The following is a 17,325-nucleotide window of genomic DNA, read 5'->3' as shown; positions in this document are numbered from 1 at the left end:
CGCCGAATGTCGCAGGTTCTTGCCAACAGGGCTCGCACGAGCTGCGCTAGTCAGACCGTGTGGGCCGTGTTGGTTTAACACTTAGAAAGGAAATAGTATGAAAAAGATGATGATTGCTTTGAGCTTTTCTTTGGCTTCTGCGCTGAGCATGGCCGATGGCACGATGACGCCAGCTCATGGCGGCGTGATGAGCGAGGCCAAATCAGGCACGCGCGCTGAATTGAGCACCGCCGGCAATATGCTGATGGCCTACTTAACGACTCATAGCAACGAAGCGATTGCGACCAAAGGCGCAGTGGCCGAGCTGACCTTGCTCAATGGCACCGAAAAGCAAGAGGTGAAATTTATGCCATCGGGCGCCAATTCATTTATGGCGCAAGGCAAATACAAAGCTGTTGCCGGCACTAAGGCTTTGCTAAAAGTGACTTTGCCGGGCAAAGCCACTGAGCAATTTCGCTTTGAATTGAAATAATTACCCTTGGGGTATTGTTTTGCATGCTAATTGTGTATTTGTTCGCATAGCAATACCCCTTATGGCCCTTAAAATCATGGCGCAAAAAGTACGATGCTTGGCTTTATTTCGTGCTTAACAGATTAATCGCTGGCTGCGTCGAAATCGCAGTCTGGCTATATTGAGCCGAATACGATCACACATAGGCTGTGTGCATGAGCGCGAGTGGCGCATGGCTCGTCCAGATGAGGGAGTTTGAAATGGATAGACGACAATTTTTAACTACGTCGATCGGCGCTGGTGCGCTCGGCTACTTTTCGCTTAATGCGGCGTGGGCGGCAGCTATGGATCACTCCGCACATGGCTCGATGGATCATTCCGGCCATGGTTCGGCTGGGGGTGCGTCACATGGCGCTGGCGCAATGACATTAAAAACCGTGCCCGACATGCCTTTGCTGCCGGTGACGGCCTTAGCCGCCGGACGCGCGCACGTGGCTCTATCGAAATTGGCCAATACGGCCACCGCAGCAAATCGCTTTGAAGCAACGCTGACCGCGGCTGAGCACCAAGTTGAGCTGGTTGCAGGCCAGCAAACGCCAATGTGGTTGTACAACGGCCAAGTGCCCGGCCCATTGATCGAGGCGTTTGAAGGCGACGAAGTGGCGATTCGCTTTGTGAACAAACTAACGCAAGCGTCGACGATACACTGGCACGGACTGCCGGTGCCGCCGGAAGAAGACGGTAACCCGCAAGACGCCGTACCCGCGGGCGCTGAGCGCGTCTATCGCTTTAAATTGCCGAAAGACAGCGCTGGCACCTACTGGTACCACCCGCATCCGCACGGCGACACGCCCGAACAGGTTTATCGTGGCTTAGCAGGGCTGTTTATTGTGCGCAGCAAGAATGATCCGCTACGCGCGTTTGCCGAGCAGCATCTGGTGATTTCAGATTTAAAACTCGATGCGCAAGCTTTGATCCCCGATAACACCGCCAACGACTGGATGAATGGCCGCGAAGGGCAGTTTGTGCTGGTCAATGGCCAGCGCGAGCCCGTGGTGACGATCGCGGGCCGCCAACGTCTGCGCATCTGGAATGCGTGCAGCGCGCGGTATTTGCAATTGGCGATTCCTGGGCAAAAGCTGACTTTGGTCGGTACCGACGGCGGTTTGCTGGAAAAACCGGTCGTACACGAGCAGATTTTGCTGGTGCCGGGGCAAAGAATTGAAGTGCTGGTCGGTGATGGTAAAGCGGCGCAGTTGGCGCTGAAAGCCTTGGCGTATAACCGCGAAAAAATGGGCAATCTCGAGCCCGAAGTTGATCGCGTCTTGGCGCAACTTGTGTTCACCGCCGGTGATGTGCCCGCAATTCCGGCGCAGCTACGCAAGATCAACGATTTGGGTCGCGCCACAGCGCTGAAAAAGGTTGAGTTTAGCGAAACGATGAGCATGGAGAATGGCGTTCACACGATGGAATTTCTGGTGAACGGCAAGGTGTACGACATGGATCGTATCGATATGACCAGCAAACTCAATGAAGTTGAGATTTGGGAAATCTTTAATAACTCGCACATGGATCACCCATTCCATATCCACGGCACGCAGTTTTTGGTGCTTGATGCAAAGCTGGACGGCAAGCGCCAAAACGCGAAATACCGCGCGCTGCACGACACGATTAATTTGCGCCCGTATGAAACCGTGCGCATCAAAATGGTTCAGCACGACAAGGGCTTGCGCATGTTCCACTGCCATATTCTGGAGCACGAAGGGCAGGGCATGATGGCGCAAGTGCTTGTCAAATAAGGCTGTGATCAGAAAATGAATTTTGGAGAATATCAATGAATAAAATGGTACCTGCTTTACTGATTAGTTTACTCGCCGCACCAAGCTGGGCGGGCGTGGCCGCAACGCTGTACAAAGACCCGTACTGCGGCTGCTGCGATGAGTATGTGAAATATCTGAACGCCAATGGTTTTAAAGTGAACGCGATTGTGTCAAACGATATGAGCACGATTAAAAAGCAATTGGGCTCGGACAAAATGGCCAGCTGCCACACGATGCAAATCAAAGCCAGCAATGGCCGCAGCTACACGGTAGAAGGCCATGTGCCGGTGGCGGCAATCCAGAAAATGCTCAAGCAAAAACCCGATATTGTCGGCATTACCGTACCGGGCATGCCGGCCAATTCGCCTGGCATGGGACCCGAAATCAAGGGAACGCTCACGGTCTACGCACTGAGTCAGGATCGGCAAAAACGAGTGTTTTCAGTCGAGTGACAGATCGCTTGCCGCTCGATTGCACTTGCTCTGATTTGAGCGCAAACCCGGTACAGTGGATGTCATAAGCAGGCGGCAACTCTTTTGTCGCCGCCTGCGGTAAAAAAGCCGGTCTTCTGACGAAGCCGGCTTTTTTAATGCTTGGGCGAATTACCAGTTGGTTTCGCGCTCGGGGCTGGCGGAAATCTGGTGGATGCTTAAATCTGCACCGTTGAATTCTTCTTCATCGCTCAATCGAATCCCGACGGTTTTCTTCAATACGCCGTAGACGATGTAGCCGCCGACAAAGGCGATCACAATGCCCATCAGCGTACCGACGATTTGCGCGAGTATACTTACCCCACCCATACCGCCTAAGGCCTCGCTACCAAAGATACCGGCTGCAATACCCCCCCATGCGCCGCAAATACCATGCAGCGGCCAGACGCCGAGCACGTCGTCGATTTTCCATTTGTTCTGCGTAATCGTGAATAGATAAACAAACATGCCACCCGCTGCGCCACCGACGATCAGCGCGCCCAGTGGATGCATAATGTCCGACCCGGCGCAAACGGCGACCAGACCGGCGAGCGGGCCGTTATGGATAAAGCCGGGGTCGTTCTTGCCAGTAAAAGTGGCGACGAGCGTGCCGCCGACCATCGCCATCAGCGAATTCATTGCGACCAGACCCGAAATGCCTTCGATTTTTTGCGCGCTCATCACGTTAAAACCGAACCAGCCGACGATCAGAATCCAGGCGCCAAGCGCCAGAAATGGAATGCTCGACGGCGGATGCGCGGCGATGCGGCCTTCCTTGCTATAGCGGCCACGGCGCGCACCAAGATGGAGCACGGCAGCCAGACCTATCCAGCCGCCGACAGCGTGGACAACGACCGAGCCAGCAAAATCATGGAAGGTTGCGCCAAAGCTCGCTTTCATCCAATCCTGCACGCCAAAATTATTATTCCAGATCATGCCCTCGAAGAAGGGATAAACCAGACCGACCAGAATAAAAGTCGCCGCAGTTTGCGGGTGAAACTTGGCGCGCTCGGCAATCCCCCCCGAAACAATAGCCGGAATGGCCGCGGCAAAAGTCACCAGAAAGAAGAACTTCACCATGCCATAGCCGCTGGCGAGATTGAGCTCACTCACTGGCGCGAGCAGGTTGACGCCGTAGGCGACGCTATAGCCGATAAAGAAATAAGCAATCGTCGAAACAGCAAAGTCGGTCAGAATTTTAACCAGCGCGTTGACCTGATTTTTTTTGCGCACGGTGCCCAGCTCCAGAAAAGCAAAGCCAGCGTGCATCGCCAAAATCATAATGGCGCCCAATAAAATAAACAGTACGTCCGTACTGGTGCGAAATGCGTCCATGTGTGCTCTCGTGTGTGATCGTTTTTATGGCACGAGAACTAGCAAAGAGCATGCCAATGCGCAAAGCTGGTGCGTTTGCCGCGTGAGCAAGGTATTTGCTTCTAATGTGGGGGGGAGTGCGTGCTATTTAGTGGTGCAGATAGGATGTCATGCACAAAATGTTTGCACTATGTTGGTGCGTAATTTGTGCGGCAGTTGATGTTGGATTCTTTAAGCAGGAGTAGTGAAGTGATCACGATGTCTGTAGCAAATCGTCGTAAAACACCGTGAATTTGACGTACTGCAAGGCTGAACTGGTATCCCCACCCCGACTCGAACGGGGATCTTTCGCTTAGGAGGCAAGTGCTCTATCCTGTTGAGCTATGGGGACAATACCGAGCGGCATTCTACGTTTTTCGCGGCCCGGCGTCTATCGATCTTGGTTCCGGGCTGCTTCGCTCGTGCGGCTGCTCCTTGGTTTGGCCCATCCTCTGTTGCTGTTTTAGCCACACCCTGCCGGATATTCGCGGCAATTTAGCTTAAATTGATCAGGCTCAGACCGGTTGATCCAGATATGTTCACAATAAAGCGATGTACTGCGCTGATCTTGCTGGCGCATCTCGGGCATTTTCCGCCGAATCAATCAAAGGAGCTGTTCATGCTACGAAGCACTAAAATTGTTGCCACTCTGGGTCCGGCATCCAACGATGCGGCCATGCTGGCGCGTCTGGTCGAGGCGGGGGTCAATATGGTTCGCCTCAATTTCTCGCATGGCTCGGCGCAGGATCATATTGACCGTGCGGCGATGGTGCGCGAGCAGGCTAAAAAAGCGGGGCGACCGATTGCGATTATGGTGGATTTGCAAGGCCCGAAAATCCGCGTTGGCAAATTTAAAAAGAACAAGATCGAGTTGGTCAAAGGTGCACGCTTTATCCTTGACGCAGCGTGCGAGCTGGGTGATCAGAATACGGTGGGGCTCGATTACAAAGAGCTGCCCAATGATGTTGAGGCCGGCAATATCCTGCTGCTCGATGACGGCAAAATCCAGCTGATTGTCGATGCGGTTGAAGGTAGCAAAGTGCATACCACGGTGCTGATGGGGGGTACGCTGTCGAATAATAAAGGCATCAATCGGCAGGGTGGGGGGCTCACTGCGCCTGCGCTGACGGGCAAGGATATGGAAGACATCAAGGTGGCGGCTAAACTGCATGCCGATTATGTTGCCGTGTCGTTTCCAAAAAGTGCTGCCGATATGTATATGGCGCGTACCCTGTTGCGCGCTGCGGGCAGCAAGGCCTTGCTGATAGCCAAAATCGAGCGCACCGAGGCGATTGCCAATCTGGACGAAATCCTTGAGGCATCCGATGGCATTATGGTGGCGCGGGGTGATCTGGCGGTTGAAGTCGGTGATGCGGCGGTGCCTGCCTTGCAAAAACGCATGATCAAGGCCGCGCGCCGGATGAATAAGTTAACCATCACGGCCACGCAGATGATGGAGTCGATGATTGCCAGCCCGGTGCCTACCCGCGCCGAAGTTTCTGACGTGGCCAATGCTGTACTTGATGGCACTGATGCCGTCATGCTGTCTGCCGAAACAGCTGCAGGACAGTACCCGGTTGAAACCGTCGAGGCCATGTCCAGAATTTGTCTGGAGGCTGAAAAGTCGCAAGATTATAAGGTGAGCAATGCTGCTTTGCTCGACGGTGAATATACCCGCGTAGACCAGACCATTTCGATGGCTGCGCTGTTTGCCTCGAATCACCTGAATGTCAAAGTGATTGCGGCTTTAACCCAGTCAGGTTCGTCCGCATTGTGGATGTCGCGCGTGATTTCGGGCGTGCCGATTTATGCGCTGACGCCGGAGGCAGAAACTTATAGCCGCCTGTCCTTGTTCCGCGATGTCGAGCCGGTGATGCTCTCGCACGACAATACGGACCGCGAATCATTGCTGGTACGTGCCGAGCTGGAAATGTTGCGCCGGGGCATTGTGCAGCAGGGCGATCTGATTGCGTTTACCTTCGGTGATGTGGTCGGCATGCTGGGCGGCACTAACTGCCTGAAAATTGTCCGGGCGGGTGAATCACAAAAGCAGCGATAAGATTGAGTCACTCCGAATAGCAAAAAGGCCGCTTTGCGGCCTTTTTGTTGGGTATTGCTCTGTAGGCCAATTTCAGATTGACCTACAAGGATATACCCTTTCTATACTTTGAAACGTCCAAACATCTCGCGCAAAAATCCGGCCAGATGGTTGAGCTGGGCTACCGAATCATTGGCGCGGTGCAGGGCGGCATCTGATTGTTGCATTTGATTGGTAATGTTTTCCGCGCTTTGTGCCATCATCGTGGTCGCATCTTGCTGCTCTTTGGTGGCGTGCGCGATCTCGCTCATTTTCTCCATCACCTGGCTCATGTTCTGGCGAATATCGACAATCTTGCTGGCCGCATTATTCGACAAGGCCACGCCACTTTGTACTGCACCCAGGGTGGATTCCATATTACGGACTGCTGCATTGGTTTCACCGCGAATGCCATCGATCATGCCGGTAATCTCCAGCGTGGCCGAGCTAGTGCGCTCAGCCAGCTTGCGTACTTCATCGGCCACCACGGCAAAGCCACGGCCTTGCTCGCCAGCGCGCGCAGCTTCGATGGCGGCATTCAGTGCCAGCAAATTGGTCTGATCGGCAATTTCCTTGATCACCTGAATAATGCCGCTAATGTCCTGGCTGCGCTGATTGAGTCGATCAAGCAGGGAAGAGAGCTCGCTCACCTCGGTGGCCGATTTGCCCACTTCATTGGCCACTTCGTTCATGGTTTTGGCCGAATCTGCCGATAGTGCACCGGTATTGTTTACTAGGTGGTTGGCTTCACCGGCATTATCGGCGATGTGGCTGATGCTGACGGTGATTTCCTCAATCGTCGCTGCGTTTGTGGCCGCCATGTCTGACAGAATGCGCGAATCATTAGATAGCGTATTGAGCACCTGATTGATTTGCTGCACACCAACGGTCAGGTTTTCGGTTTCTTTGCGCAAATCGCTGAACATCGTACGCAGACGATCGGTGAACTGGTTGAAGGCTTTGGCGGTTTGCGCAATTTCATCATCGCCATCAATCTGGATTTTACGCGTCAGATCGCCTTCACCCTGAGCAATCTCAACCATGCCTTTACGGATTTTCAGCAAGCCGGCCATCATCCGGTTCACCAGCACACTGGCCAGCGGAATGACAATCAGCAAAATCACCACCAGTGTGGCAATGGCGGTCCACAGCAGCTGGTTTAAGGGGGCCAGTGCGGTGGCTTTGTCGATCACCATCATCAGTACGACATCACTGCCGTCGATGGCTTTGGCGTAGACATACTTGCCTTCGCCGTTGATTTCGGTATCCAGAAAATCCTGGCTGGCAGAAATCTTGGCCAGATTGGCTGCGGAAATGTCGGGGTTGAGATCAGTGGTGGGTTTGAGGATTTTGGCCTGATCCGAGTGCACCAGAATCGTCCCGGCTTTATCCACCAGCAGGGCATAGCCGTTACCGGTCATTTTGATATTCAGGACGTCTTTAACGATGTCATCAAGGAAAATATCGGTGCCGACTACGCCAAAGAAAGCGCCATCCTTTTTCACCGGTGCCGCAAAAGAAATAATCAGCCGTTTGGTACCTGCATCAACATATGGCGCAGTCATCACGGTTTTGTTTTCTTTCTGTGCCTGTTGATACCACGGGCGCGAAGTCGGATCGTAGCCTTCCGGCAGGCCCAGATCACGGGAGACGATCATCTGTTTGTCCTGCGTGCCTAGATAGGCTGAATCAAAAAGCGCACTTTTTGATCCCTGCAGCAGCACCGGTGTGAAGTCGGTAGCGCCTTCCAGCGCGGTGGCGATGGCGCTAACGATCATTTTCTTGTCGGCCATCCAGTTTCTCAGCATAACGCTGTAACCGGTTTCAATACCGATAATTTCGTTGCGCAATCCTACATTAATCATTTCGTCGCGCATTTTGGTGTATGCCCCGATTGTCAGAACTGAAGTGACAACCAGAATGAGCACAGCAATAAAAGCGATTAGCCTTGCGCGTAAGGAATTAAACATTGTGCACCCCGTGTGGACAGACATTTTGTTATAAGATTATTAGCTTACTATCGGCATAAATGCGAGTTGCTAAAGGGATAAATCTTATTTCCGGGTTGAAACGGCTGTCAATCGGGGTTTTTATCTTTATGTGTAAGTTTTTCTTGTTTATAAATTCAGTTATTTGGTGGTTTTTGCGTGGTTTGCTCTTGCTGTTAATTACGATTGCAACGCAATACGCCGGGAACTTCCTGCAAACGCGAGAAAATGCGCAGCAGTTGTTCGTTATCACGAATTTCAATGGTGAACGAAATCCGCGAGCGCCCATCGCGGACTTGCATATTGGCCGCACTGACGTTGATCTTTTCTCGTGACATGATGTCGGTCAGATCGCGCAACAGGCTGGCGCGCTCAACCGCCTCCACCAGAATATCCACGGCAAACACATGACCGCTTTTGGCCAGATTACCCCAGTCGGCGCGAATCAGCCGCTCTGGCGCTTCTGCCGCCAGGCGTTTGAGCGCCGTGCAATCGCAGCGGTGGATTGAAATACCGCGTCCCTTGGTGACATACCCCATAACTGCGTCGGGCGGCACGGGCTTGCAGCACTTGGCGAGCATCGTCATCAGTTTGTCGATACCCTCGATCAGAATGCCCTCGCCGTATTGTGTTGCCCGTGCTGCGCGGACAAAGTCTTCCGGCGTTTCAGGGGCTTCGACTTCTACCGGGCGTAATGCATCGCTAAAGGCCAAATTGAGCTCACGCAGGCTCACCTCGCCCTGACCCAGAGCAATATGCACTTCGGCGATGGTTTTGTAGCCCAGCCGCTCGGCGACCAGATCCTGATTTAGCTGGCCTGCGCCTGCACGTGCAGATTCTTTCTCGTACAGGTTTTTGCCTGCCTCTATGGCGACATCCAGATTTTGCTGGCGTATCCAGTGGCGGATTTTTTGCGCAGCGCGGTGGCTTTTGACGTATCCCTGATGCAGCCAGTCCAGGCTTGGGCCGCCTTCCTTGCAGGACAGCACTTCAATCCGCTGGCCGTTTTCCAGCGCGGTATTGAGCGGCACGATCTGGCCATTGATTTTGGCCCCACGGCAGCGATGCCCCAGATCAGTGTGCAGATGATAGGCAAAATCGACCGGGGTGCTGCCCTTGGGCAGTGAAATGACGCGGCCAGCCGGGGTGAGCACATAAATCGTGTCTTCGAATAATTCGGCTTTGAACGCGTCGGTAAATTTGTCGTCGGTGGCAACGTCATCGCGCCAGTCGAGCAGCTGGCGCAACCAGGCAATTTTCTCTTCATAGCGCGCATCACCATGGCCGCCTTCCTTGTAGCGCCAGTGCGCCGCCACGCCGTATTCGGCGTGATCGTGCATATCGAAGGTGCGGATTTGCACTTCAACGGCCTTATCCTGCGGGCCGATTACCGCCGTGTGCAGGCTGCGGTAGAAGTTACCCTTGGGCTGTGCGATATAGTCGTCAAATTCGCCCGGAATCGGCTGCCACAGATTATGCACGATGCCGAGCACCGTATAGCAATCTTTTACATCATCAACCAGCACGCGCACGGCGCGGATGTCGTATAGCTCGGAAAAATCGAGCTTTTTCTTCTGCATCTTTTTCCAGATGCTGTAGATATGCTTGGGACGCCCCATCAAATCGACATGCGTTACGCCGGCTTTGGCGAGTTCGCCGCGCAAAGTACCAAGCACTTCGGCGATAAAATGTTCGCGATCAACCCGGCGCTCGTCGAGTAGCTTGGCGATTTTTTTGTAAGTATCGGTGTGCAGGAAACGGAAACCGAGGTCTTCCAGCTCCCATTTGATTTGCCACACACCCAGGCGATTGGCCAGCGGCGCGAATACGTCTAGCGTTTCCTGCGCGATTTTTCTGCGGCGCTCCTCGCTGATTTTGGCAATGCTGTGCATGGTTTGCGTGCGCCACGCCAGCTTGATCAGTACGGCGCGAATATCTTCGACCATGGCCAATAGCATCTTGCGCTGCGCTTCGACTTGCTGCGCGTAATCATCGGCTTTGCCTGCTGCCGGTTTGGCCAGCGCTCGCAGCTTGCGCACTTTGCTGATGCCATCGACCAGCGAGGCTACGGTAGGGCCAAAGCGCTTGTCGGTTTGCTCGGCTGATTTCTCAACAAAATCCGGGGTGCAGAACAGCAACGCTGCAATGACCGCATTGGCGTCCATGCGCAAATCGGCGACGATGGACGCACTGGCCACTGCGTGCAGAAACAGCGATTCATCGGTATCGGGGTTGAGTGCTTTGCCGTAGACCTCGGCAATCCAGTCCAGCGCCTCGCGCAGGCGCGCTATCTCATTGGGCGGATAGCGCTCGGCTAGGGCTGCAAGCCAGCGATCGGGGTCGGCCGCTTCGGCAATGGATTGAGCAAGAGGGCGGGTGACTGCGACCATAAAAAATGCGATGTCCTGTGTGCGAAAGCCCGAGTTGATCTTGCCCAGAGGCAAGCCATCATTAGTGTGCGTTCAGCATATTTTGTTCAGTGGTGAATTTTGCCCAAAATAAAAGGTCTGTCATAGCTTATTGATGATGAATATTTACATATGCCGAAAAAAATATTGCGCCGCTGGCTGCCCGATCAGCACACGTTGCATCAGAACCGGTTTTTGCGCCGGTTTGCGCACTGGTTTGAGCACCCCAATTTATGGCACCTGAACCGGCGCTCGGTGGCCGGGGGCGTGGCTGCAGGCATGATAGGCGGGTTGATTCCCGGCCCTTTGCAGGTGATTACCGCCTCAGTGCTGGCGCTGGTGTTTCGGGTTAATTTACCCGTCGCTATTTTTGCGACCTTCTATACCAATCCATTGACGATTGCGCCGATTTACTGGCTGGCCTTTTTGCTTGGCTCCTGGGTCACAGGGCAGGATGGCAGCGCCACCATGGCACAAATTCCGTCGCTGATGGATTTGGCCTTTTTCGATTGGCTTGCGGCGATGGGGGCGTGGGTTCAATCATTAGGAATGCCGCTGCTGATCGGCTTGCCCTTATTAGGGCTTTTGCTGGCTGCGGGCAGCTATCTGCTTGTGCAATTGCTGTGGCGCTTGTGGGTGTACTGGGCTGTGCGCAAGAGAGCGAAACCGCAGCGGAACAAAATTTAATACTGCACAGGGTATATTCATGTGGGTATTGATCAGTAACGCTTTCGTTGGTATACCCATATTCAACCATGCTGCAGACACCTCACACCTCACACCTCACACCTCACACCTCACACCTCACACCTCACACCTCACACCTCGTCCCGTCAGTAATTCGTGCTGGCCAATTGGATTTCGTCCTGCAAGCGGTGCATCAGTTCCAGACGGCTGGCAGCGATCTGGCCTGCGGCCACGGCGCTGAGAATGGCGCAGCCGGGCTCCTGACGATGGCGGCAATTGCTAAAGCGGCATTGTCCGACGTGGGGTGACATATCGGCCATCAGGTGCGGCAGCGATTCGGCGCGCATATGCGCTAGCCCAAACGATTGCAGGCCGGGCGAGTCAATCAGCTCAGCGGTTTCGTTCAGTTTGTACAATTGTGCGTGCGTTGTCGTGTGCTTGCCCGAATCGAGCGCGACCGAAATGTCGTTCACCCGCGCATTGGCTTCGGGAATCAGTGCATTGGTGATCGTCGATTTGCCCATGCCCGATTGGCCAACGAGCACCGAAATCTGGCCGTCCAGCCACGGCATCAAGGGGCTCAGATCTTCTTTGGCCGAAATTTCCACCACTGGGTAATCAAACTGCTTGTAGTAAGCCAGGCGCTCACGCGCAGCCTCGCTTTCGGGTAGATCGCATTTATTCAGGCAAATGACCGCGCGGATATTGGCGTCCGCTGCGGCGAGCAGCGCGCGGCCGATCAGCTCATCCGAAAAACTCGGTACTGACGCGACGACGATAATAATCTGTGTCACATTGGCGGCGATCAGCTTGCTTTTCCATTGATCCGAGCGATAGAGCAGCGTTTTACGCTCCAGCGCCTTGTTGATCACCGCCTGCTCGGCGTTCAGTACGTCGATGGCGACATAATCGCCGCAGGCATAATCGGTTTTTTTACCTCGCGTCGAGGCGGAAAGGCGGCGGCCATCGTCAAGTTCAACGATATAAACTTTGCCGTAGCTGGTCACAATGCGGGCGGTGGTAGCGGTCATGAAGCCTTGATCGGTTGGTCTACGCCTTGAGTTGATCAACCCGGGCAGCGCAGATGAAGTCATTGCGGGAAAGGCCGCCGGCTGAATGGGTATTCCACGTTAGCTTGCAGCGGCCAAAAGTCAGGTCTATCGAAGGATGATGGTCTTGCTGGTGCGCGATGTACGCAACGGCATTGGCGAAACTCATCGTCTCGTGAAAATTGCGAAAGCGGAAGGTCTTTTCCAGAGTGCCGTTGACCATAATCCAGTCTTGCAGGTCGGTCGAGAGCATTTCCGCCGCCACATCGTCCAGTTTGGGGGCTTTATCAATACAGTTTTCTTGTGCCAAGGCCATGATTACATCCCGTTGGTGCTGGTTAAAATGTAATCTAGTTCTAGCATGGTTTTTTAGGGTCTGTTGACGTTTGGTTTACGAATCGCGTTTGTGCTGATTTTGGCCTGAGCCAAGGTACAAGACGTGCCGCATAGCATTCTATGCCAGCGGCTTGTAACGCAGGGTCAGGCCAAAAGTAGCCAATCCCGTAGGGCTGGGCGCTTTTCGCGGCATCTCGGCGCTATTCTGTGCTCGAATGGCTGGTCAAAATTACGAACCATCGTACGAAATGCCTTGATCTGCCACGAAAATCGCTCCAGCGCGATCGCAAACCAGACGTTAACAGACCCTAGTGAAACTGACAATTTAGCTGTTCAATCGGCGCAAAGCGGCGATGCGTAAGCTCGCTGGCGGATGGCTATCGTAAAACATGCTGTGCAGTGGATCTGGCGTCAGCGTTGAAGCATTATCACGATACAGTTTCACCAGCGCGGTAATCAGATCTTCCGCCGAACATTGCGAAGCGGCAAAAGCGTCGGCTTCGTATTCATGCTTGCGCGAGGTGATCGAGCTGATCGGTGCAAAAATAAAAGTAAATACCGGCAGAGTGAGGAAAAACAGCAGCAGCGCGGCGGCGGTACTCGGGGTGCTCACGCCCAGCCCCTGATAAAACCATAGCTGTGATTTGAGCTCGCCCAGCACCCAGAGCAGGCCGAGCATCAGTGCAAATGTCCAGATCATACGTTTGACGATATGGCGATGTTTGAAATGCCCCAGCTCGTGCGCCAGCACGGCTTCCACTTCGGCCGGCGCCAGCGTTTTGAGCAAGGTATCAAAAAAGACGATGCGTTTGGATTTGCCAAGGCCGGTGAAGTAGGCGTTGCCGTGGCTGGAGCGTTTGCTGCCGTCCATCACAAAGAGGCCATTACTGGTAAAGCCGCAACGCTGAAGCAGCGCGACGATGCGCTCTTTCATGACGCCGTCTTCCAGCGGGACAAATTTATTAAATAGTGGTGCGATAAAAGTCGGGAATACCCACATTAATGTGAGCGAAAAAACCAGCCACGTGACCCACACATACAGCCACCAGTTGTCGCCCATACGGGCCATCAGCCATAAAATCGCCGCCAGCAAAGGCAGGCCGATGATTGCGCCTATCGCGGTCGATTTGATGAAATCGGCAATAAACAATTTGGGTGTCATCTGGTTAAAGCCAAAACGCGCCTCGATGACAAAAGTCGAGATCAGCGAAAAAGGCAGGCTCAGTATGGTGTTGACGATGGCCAGGCCGGTGATCAGCGCCAGGCCCTGGGCAATATCGGAATCAAACCATGGAGCAGTCAGTTGCGATAGCCATTCGATCCCGCCACCAACGGTAAATGCGGCCAGCAGCATCGCATCAAAAATGGTACTGAACATGCCAAAGCGGGTTTTGGCAATGGTGTACGCCGCTGCGCGGCCATGCGCCTCAATGCTGATTTGCCCGGCAAACTCGCTGGGTACTGCCTTGCGATGCCGCAGCACATGATTGATATGGCGCATCGCCAGCCACAATTGCAGCAAAACGCTGGTCAGCAGTGCGAATAGAAAGAGGATGGAAAATTGGTGGGCAGTCATGGGATCGCGGGATAAAATAGATTTTTTTATGAATACAAGCGAGCAAGTATGCCACAAGACCAGAACCACCTCATCTGGATCGATATGGAAATGACCGGTCTGGAGCCAGAAACCGACCGTGTGATTGAAATAGCCGTGGTGATTACAGATAGCCACCTGAACCTGATTGCCGAAGGTCCGACGCTGGTGGTGCATCAGTCTGACGCAGTGATGGATGCAATGGATGAGTGGTGCACCAAAACGCATGGCAATTCCGGCCTGACCGCCAAGGTGAAAGCCTCAACCTTGACCGAAGCTGAAGTCGAAGCACAAGTGATCGAATTTATCAGCCAGTATTGCCCGAAAGGCGTTTCGCCACTGTGCGGCAATTCGGTGCATCAGGATCGACGCTTTTTGGTCAAATACATGCCCACGCTGGAAAGCTGGTTCCATTACCGCAATCTGGATGTGTCAACGCTCAAGGAATTGTGCAAGCGCTGGAAGCCCGAAGTGGCCAAGCAATTTAAAAAACGCGGTGCGCATACCGCGCTGGCCGATATTCTGGAGTCGATCGACGAGCTGAAGTTTTATCGCGATCATTTTATCAAGCTGGCTGGTGAAGGCGTTGACGTTGCCCTGCTACAGACTGAAGAAGATGACGCGTAATGCCTGACTTTCCTGCTCCTTTTTCGGCCGAAGTCGACTCTATCTCGACCGAGATTGGCCAATTGCTACTCGCTCGTGGCGAAACGCTGGCGACGGCCGAGTCGTGTACCGGCGGCCTGATTGCCGCTGCGATTACCGAAATCGCCGGTTCTAGCGCGTGGTTTGAGCGTGGCTATATTACTTACGCCAATCACGCCAAAACCGACATGCTGGATGTGCCTCCCGCGTTTATTGATGGCCTTGGCGCGGTGAGCGAGCCAGTGGTCGCGGCGATGGCGCAGGGCGCAGCGACCAACGCCAACGCGCGCTGGGCGCTGGCCGTGTCGGGCATTGCTGGTCCAACCGGGGGAAGCGCTGAAAAGCCCGTTGGCACCGTCTGGCTGGCGTGGGCAACGCCCGCTGGTATTATCACCGAGAAGCAGGTATTTGCCGGCAACCGTTCACAGATCAGGGCTGCAACGGTATACCGTGCATTAGAGAGGCTGGCCGCCTTTTTGCGTGAAGCTGCTTAATACGGTCTGTTATTAGTCCACTGGTGTTTGAGCTCTGCGGGCAGGGATTCGCCTGTTTTATTCGCGGTACTGCACAACATAATGATAATAATCGCTGCGAAAGAAGGAATAGCTCAATTCCAGTGGCGTTTCATCGGCCAGATGGCTGACCCGGGTCAGCCGCAATAGCGGTTGTTGCGGGTCAAAGTTACACCAGTTGGCCATGTCTTCGTCGGCATAATCGGCGTCAATTTCCTCCCGCGCCATCGCAATCTCCAGCTGCGCGGTCCGGAAGTAAGCGTACAGCGAATCCTGCACCTGAAGGGGATCGGGCAAAAAACGCTCAGGAATCGCGCTCACCTCGTAGCCGATGACGATTCCGTCGGCAATCCTCAGTCTTTGTAAGCGGGCCACTTGCTCGCCTGCATGTAGTTTAAGCCGCCATTGTTCGTCCAGGCTGGGCTCGGTGATCACCCGTTCAATCCAGGTTGAAGCGGGTGTAAAACCTCTTTCTTTGAGCATTTCGCTAAAACTGCTGAGCTTGCCAACCGGCTGATCGAGTCTGGGCGTAATGTAATACAACCCGTCGCTGGCCTTGCGTATCCAGTGCTGACTATTGAGCAGGCGCAATGCCAGCTGGACTTGTGCGGCGGGCAGGCTGGTCAGGTAAGCGAATTCTTCGATACTGGGTAGCGCAGTATTAGGTCGCCAGCGCCCATTGATAACGGCCTTTCTGAGCCGGTCAAAGAACTGGATCAGATTGGATTGTGGCAGATGAGTTTGCGGCACCAGATCGGACAAATCCAGTGTGGCAAGCTGGGCAGATTCGATAAACTCCTGTTCGCTGATGCTGTTCATGATTGCGCTCCCATGACTTGTTTGCCGAGTATAGGCGAGCGCGAGTCGGAGGCTGCCCGGCGATGATCCGTGCAGCGGATGAATGGTGCGCTGCGTTTAGCTCAATCCATTCACGCGCAGCGTCAGGTGAACACGGTCGCTGATGCCCAGTTTGTCATAGCAGCTGGTCAGATGCGCCTTGACGGTGCGCTCCGAAATATTCAGTACGCGGGCGATTTCCTTGTTGGCGTAGCCTTTGGCGGCATAGATGGCGGTTTCTTTTTCGCGTTCGCTCAATTCGCTGAGCACCGGTTTCTGGGCGGGCAATTGGTTGATGGCGCTTAAAATGCGCTGCACTAGGCTGCGGCCGGCCCAGATTTCTCCTGCTGCCACCACAGACAAAACCTGTTCCAGCAACTTGCCGGGGGCGGCCGCGTGGCAATAGGCGCGCGCGCCCACGCTCAGCAAATAATGACCTTCTTCGTCCCGGGGGTTGGTGCTGGCGGCGATGACCAGTGCCGAGTTCAGGCGAGCCGACCACTGTGCATTATCCCATTGCATTAATTGCGGGTGCGCCAGATCGAGTATCAGAATGGCGTTGGCGGGCAGGGGGTTGCAGGCTTGCTCTATGGTGACGCAATCGGCGCCCCAACTGGCCTGCCAGTGTTTGAGCAGGCCAGCGTCTTGGCTAAGCAGGTAAATCGGCTGGCTCATCGGTGTTCCATTTTTAGATGCGAGTCGCTCACTCTGCGCCATTAAATTCAATTGATCTGAATGACGCAGCAGCAAGCAAGGGTATGTGGATACAGACCAATTGCATATTGGCCTGTATGGCAATACCTTTGTTGATGTAATTACTCGGTACGCCCGCTGGTGACGCGTTCGCGGCTGATTTTCCATTTGCCGCCTTCTTGCACCAGCTCCAGCGTTTTCTGTACGGTGTCGCTGTAGTCTTTCGAGCTGTAGTGCTGCGTGAAGGTCACTTCGCCGCGATCCTTGCCGCTCATCTTGCAGCTTGGGTTGTCCAGTTTGAGCGTGATGCTGCCTTCCTTGCCGACGCGGGCGCGGCGTTTGGTTTCCCAGTCGGCGCGGGTGCGCCCGCCACTGGCTTCAAAGCTGGCGGCGTAGAGGGCCAGG

The 17,325-nt window shown here is 54.2% G+C and carries 16 protein-coding genes and 1 tRNA gene; 7 read left to right on the top strand and 10 right to left on the bottom strand.

The features are described 5' to 3' along the window. The first annotated feature begins 97 nt into the window (after positions 1-97). The 3 genes from FLS37_RS00085 (at position 98) to FLS37_RS00075 (ending at position 2,723) form a co-directional block, all read left to right on the top strand. Positions 98-472, top strand: coding sequence for a hypothetical protein (locus FLS37_RS00085; RefSeq protein WP_157313894.1), 375 nt, complete (start codon positions 98-100; stop codon positions 470-472). A 239-nt stretch (positions 473-711) separates the two neighbouring features. Further along, entirely contained in the window at positions 712-2,250 is a 1,539-nt protein-coding gene (locus FLS37_RS00080) for a multicopper oxidase family protein (RefSeq protein ID WP_157313893.1), read from the top strand. Positions 2,251-2,285: 35 nt separating this feature from the next. Next, positions 2,286-2,723 carry a DUF411 domain-containing protein gene (locus FLS37_RS00075; protein ID WP_157313892.1) on the top strand — a complete coding sequence of 146 codons (438 nt, stop codon included), beginning with the start codon at positions 2,286-2,288 and terminating at the stop codon, positions 2,721-2,723. Positions 2,724-2,873: 150 nt separating this feature from the next. On the opposite strand, the gene FLS37_RS00070 is transcribed toward FLS37_RS00075, so the two are convergent. Then, positions 2,874-4,076, bottom strand: a complete 1,203-nt coding sequence (locus FLS37_RS00070) for an ammonium transporter (RefSeq protein ID WP_157313891.1) — start codon at positions 4,074-4,076, stop codon at positions 2,874-2,876. 294 nt (positions 4,077-4,370) lie between these two features. Next, positions 4,371-4,446: transfer RNA gene (locus FLS37_RS00065), tRNA-Arg, on the bottom strand. A 267-nt stretch (positions 4,447-4,713) separates the two neighbouring features. On the opposite strand from FLS37_RS00065, the gene pyk reads away from it, so the two are divergent. Beyond that, positions 4,714-6,153, top strand: a complete 1,440-nt coding sequence (gene pyk, locus FLS37_RS00060) for a pyruvate kinase (protein WP_157313890.1) — start codon at positions 4,714-4,716, stop codon at positions 6,151-6,153. A gap of 101 nt (positions 6,154-6,254) precedes the next feature. On the opposite strand, the gene FLS37_RS00055 is transcribed toward pyk, so the two are convergent. Together FLS37_RS00055 and FLS37_RS00050 are read right to left on the bottom strand one after the other, a co-directional pair. After that, positions 6,255-8,141, bottom strand: a complete 1,887-nt coding sequence (locus FLS37_RS00055; protein ID WP_157313889.1) for a methyl-accepting chemotaxis protein — start codon at positions 8,139-8,141, stop codon at positions 6,255-6,257. Positions 8,142-8,335: 194 nt separating this feature from the next. Beyond that, the gene (locus tag FLS37_RS00050; RefSeq protein WP_157313888.1) at positions 8,336-10,549 is read right to left on the bottom strand and encodes a bifunctional (p)ppGpp synthetase/guanosine-3',5'-bis(diphosphate) 3'-pyrophosphohydrolase; all 2,214 of its coding nucleotides are present in this window, start codon (positions 10,547-10,549) and stop codon (positions 8,336-8,338) included. A 150-nt stretch (positions 10,550-10,699) separates the two neighbouring features. Here FLS37_RS00050 and FLS37_RS00045 point away from each other — a divergent pair, with 150 nt between their 5' ends. Next, a complete protein-coding gene (locus FLS37_RS00045) occupies positions 10,700-11,254 on the top strand; it encodes a DUF2062 domain-containing protein (protein ID WP_157313887.1) in 555 nt (184 codons plus the stop codon). 146 nt (positions 11,255-11,400) lie between these two features. Here FLS37_RS00045 and rsgA read toward each other — a convergent pair whose 3' ends face one another. The 3 genes from rsgA to FLS37_RS00030 form a co-directional block, all read right to left on the bottom strand. After that, entirely contained in the window at positions 11,401-12,285 is an 885-nt protein-coding gene (gene rsgA / locus FLS37_RS00040) for a ribosome small subunit-dependent GTPase A (protein ID WP_157313886.1), read from the bottom strand. 19 nt (positions 12,286-12,304) lie between these two features. Then, a complete protein-coding gene (locus FLS37_RS00035; protein WP_157313885.1) occupies positions 12,305-12,619 on the bottom strand; it encodes a 4a-hydroxytetrahydrobiopterin dehydratase in 315 nt (104 codons plus the stop codon). 345 nt (positions 12,620-12,964) lie between these two features. Next, positions 12,965-14,215, bottom strand: coding sequence for a M48 family metallopeptidase (locus FLS37_RS00030; RefSeq protein WP_157313884.1), 1,251 nt, complete (start codon positions 14,213-14,215; stop codon positions 12,965-12,967). Positions 14,216-14,263: 48 nt separating this feature from the next. On the opposite strand from FLS37_RS00030, the gene orn reads away from it, so the two are divergent. Both orn and FLS37_RS00020 read left to right on the top strand, forming a co-directional pair. Next, positions 14,264-14,860 carry an oligoribonuclease gene (orn, locus tag FLS37_RS00025; protein WP_157313883.1) on the top strand — a complete coding sequence of 199 codons (597 nt, stop codon included), beginning with the start codon at positions 14,264-14,266 and terminating at the stop codon, positions 14,858-14,860. After that, positions 14,860-15,372 (top strand): CinA family protein, encoded by a 513-nt coding sequence (locus FLS37_RS00020; protein WP_157313882.1) that lies wholly within the window; start codon positions 14,860-14,862, stop codon positions 15,370-15,372. Before orn ends, FLS37_RS00020 begins: the two co-directional genes overlap by 1 nt. Before the next feature lie 57 nt (positions 15,373-15,429). Here the strand turns inward: FLS37_RS00020 and FLS37_RS00015 are convergent, their stop codons facing one another. The 3 genes from FLS37_RS00015 to FLS37_RS00005 form a co-directional block, all read right to left on the bottom strand. Then, complete coding sequence (locus FLS37_RS00015; protein WP_157313881.1) at positions 15,430-16,209, bottom strand: GntR family transcriptional regulator; 780 nt, start codon at positions 16,207-16,209, stop codon at positions 15,430-15,432. A 96-nt stretch (positions 16,210-16,305) separates the two neighbouring features. Then, on the bottom strand, positions 16,306-16,902 hold the full coding sequence (locus tag FLS37_RS00010; protein WP_157313880.1) for a response regulator transcription factor: 597 nt from the start codon (positions 16,900-16,902) through the stop codon (positions 16,306-16,308). A 140-nt stretch (positions 16,903-17,042) separates the two neighbouring features. After that, positions 17,043-17,325, bottom strand: a 283-nt coding sequence (locus FLS37_RS00005) for a hypothetical protein (RefSeq protein WP_198314420.1), incomplete at its 5' end; no start/stop codon positions are given.

The organism is Chitinibacter sp. GC72, from assembly GCF_009760905.1.
Lineage (GTDB): Bacteria > Pseudomonadota > Gammaproteobacteria > Burkholderiales > Chitinibacteraceae > Chitinibacter.
Note: the sequence above shows the minus strand (reverse complement) of the source record. Positions and strands in the feature narration are given on the sequence as shown.

Excerpts from the sequence above, each read along its gene's own strand:
- FLS37_RS00085 (WP_157313894.1), top strand. The coding sequence starts at position 98 with ATGAAAAAGATGATGATTGCTTTGAGCTTTTCTTTGGCTTCTGCGCTG.
- FLS37_RS00080 (WP_157313893.1), top strand. The coding sequence starts at position 712 with ATGGATAGACGACAATTTTTAACTACGTCGATCGGCGCTGGTGCGCTC.
- FLS37_RS00075 (WP_157313892.1), top strand. The coding sequence starts at position 2,286 with ATGAATAAAATGGTACCTGCTTTACTGATTAGTTTACTCGCCGCACCA.
- FLS37_RS00070 (WP_157313891.1), bottom strand. The coding sequence starts at position 4,076 with ATGGACGCATTTCGCACCAGTACGGACGTACTGTTTATTTTATTGGGC.
- pyk (WP_157313890.1), top strand. The coding sequence starts at position 4,714 with ATGCTACGAAGCACTAAAATTGTTGCCACTCTGGGTCCGGCATCCAAC.
- FLS37_RS00055 (WP_157313889.1), bottom strand. The coding sequence starts at position 8,141 with ATGTTTAATTCCTTACGCGCAAGGCTAATCGCTTTTATTGCTGTGCTC.
- FLS37_RS00050 (WP_157313888.1), bottom strand. The coding sequence starts at position 10,549 with ATGGTCGCAGTCACCCGCCCTCTTGCTCAATCCATTGCCGAAGCGGCC.
- FLS37_RS00045 (WP_157313887.1), top strand. The coding sequence starts at position 10,700 with ATGCCGAAAAAAATATTGCGCCGCTGGCTGCCCGATCAGCACACGTTG.
- rsgA (WP_157313886.1), bottom strand. The coding sequence starts at position 12,285 with ATGACCGCTACCACCGCCCGCATTGTGACCAGCTACGGCAAAGTTTAT.
- FLS37_RS00035 (WP_157313885.1), bottom strand. The coding sequence starts at position 12,619 with ATGGCCTTGGCACAAGAAAACTGTATTGATAAAGCCCCCAAACTGGAC.
- FLS37_RS00030 (WP_157313884.1), bottom strand. The coding sequence starts at position 14,215 with ATGACTGCCCACCAATTTTCCATCCTCTTTCTATTCGCACTGCTGACC.
- orn (WP_157313883.1), top strand. The coding sequence starts at position 14,264 with ATGCCACAAGACCAGAACCACCTCATCTGGATCGATATGGAAATGACC.
- FLS37_RS00020 (WP_157313882.1), top strand. The coding sequence starts at position 14,860 with ATGCCTGACTTTCCTGCTCCTTTTTCGGCCGAAGTCGACTCTATCTCG.
- FLS37_RS00015 (WP_157313881.1), bottom strand. The coding sequence starts at position 16,209 with ATGAACAGCATCAGCGAACAGGAGTTTATCGAATCTGCCCAGCTTGCC.
- FLS37_RS00010 (WP_157313880.1), bottom strand. The coding sequence starts at position 16,902 with ATGAGCCAGCCGATTTACCTGCTTAGCCAAGACGCTGGCCTGCTCAAA.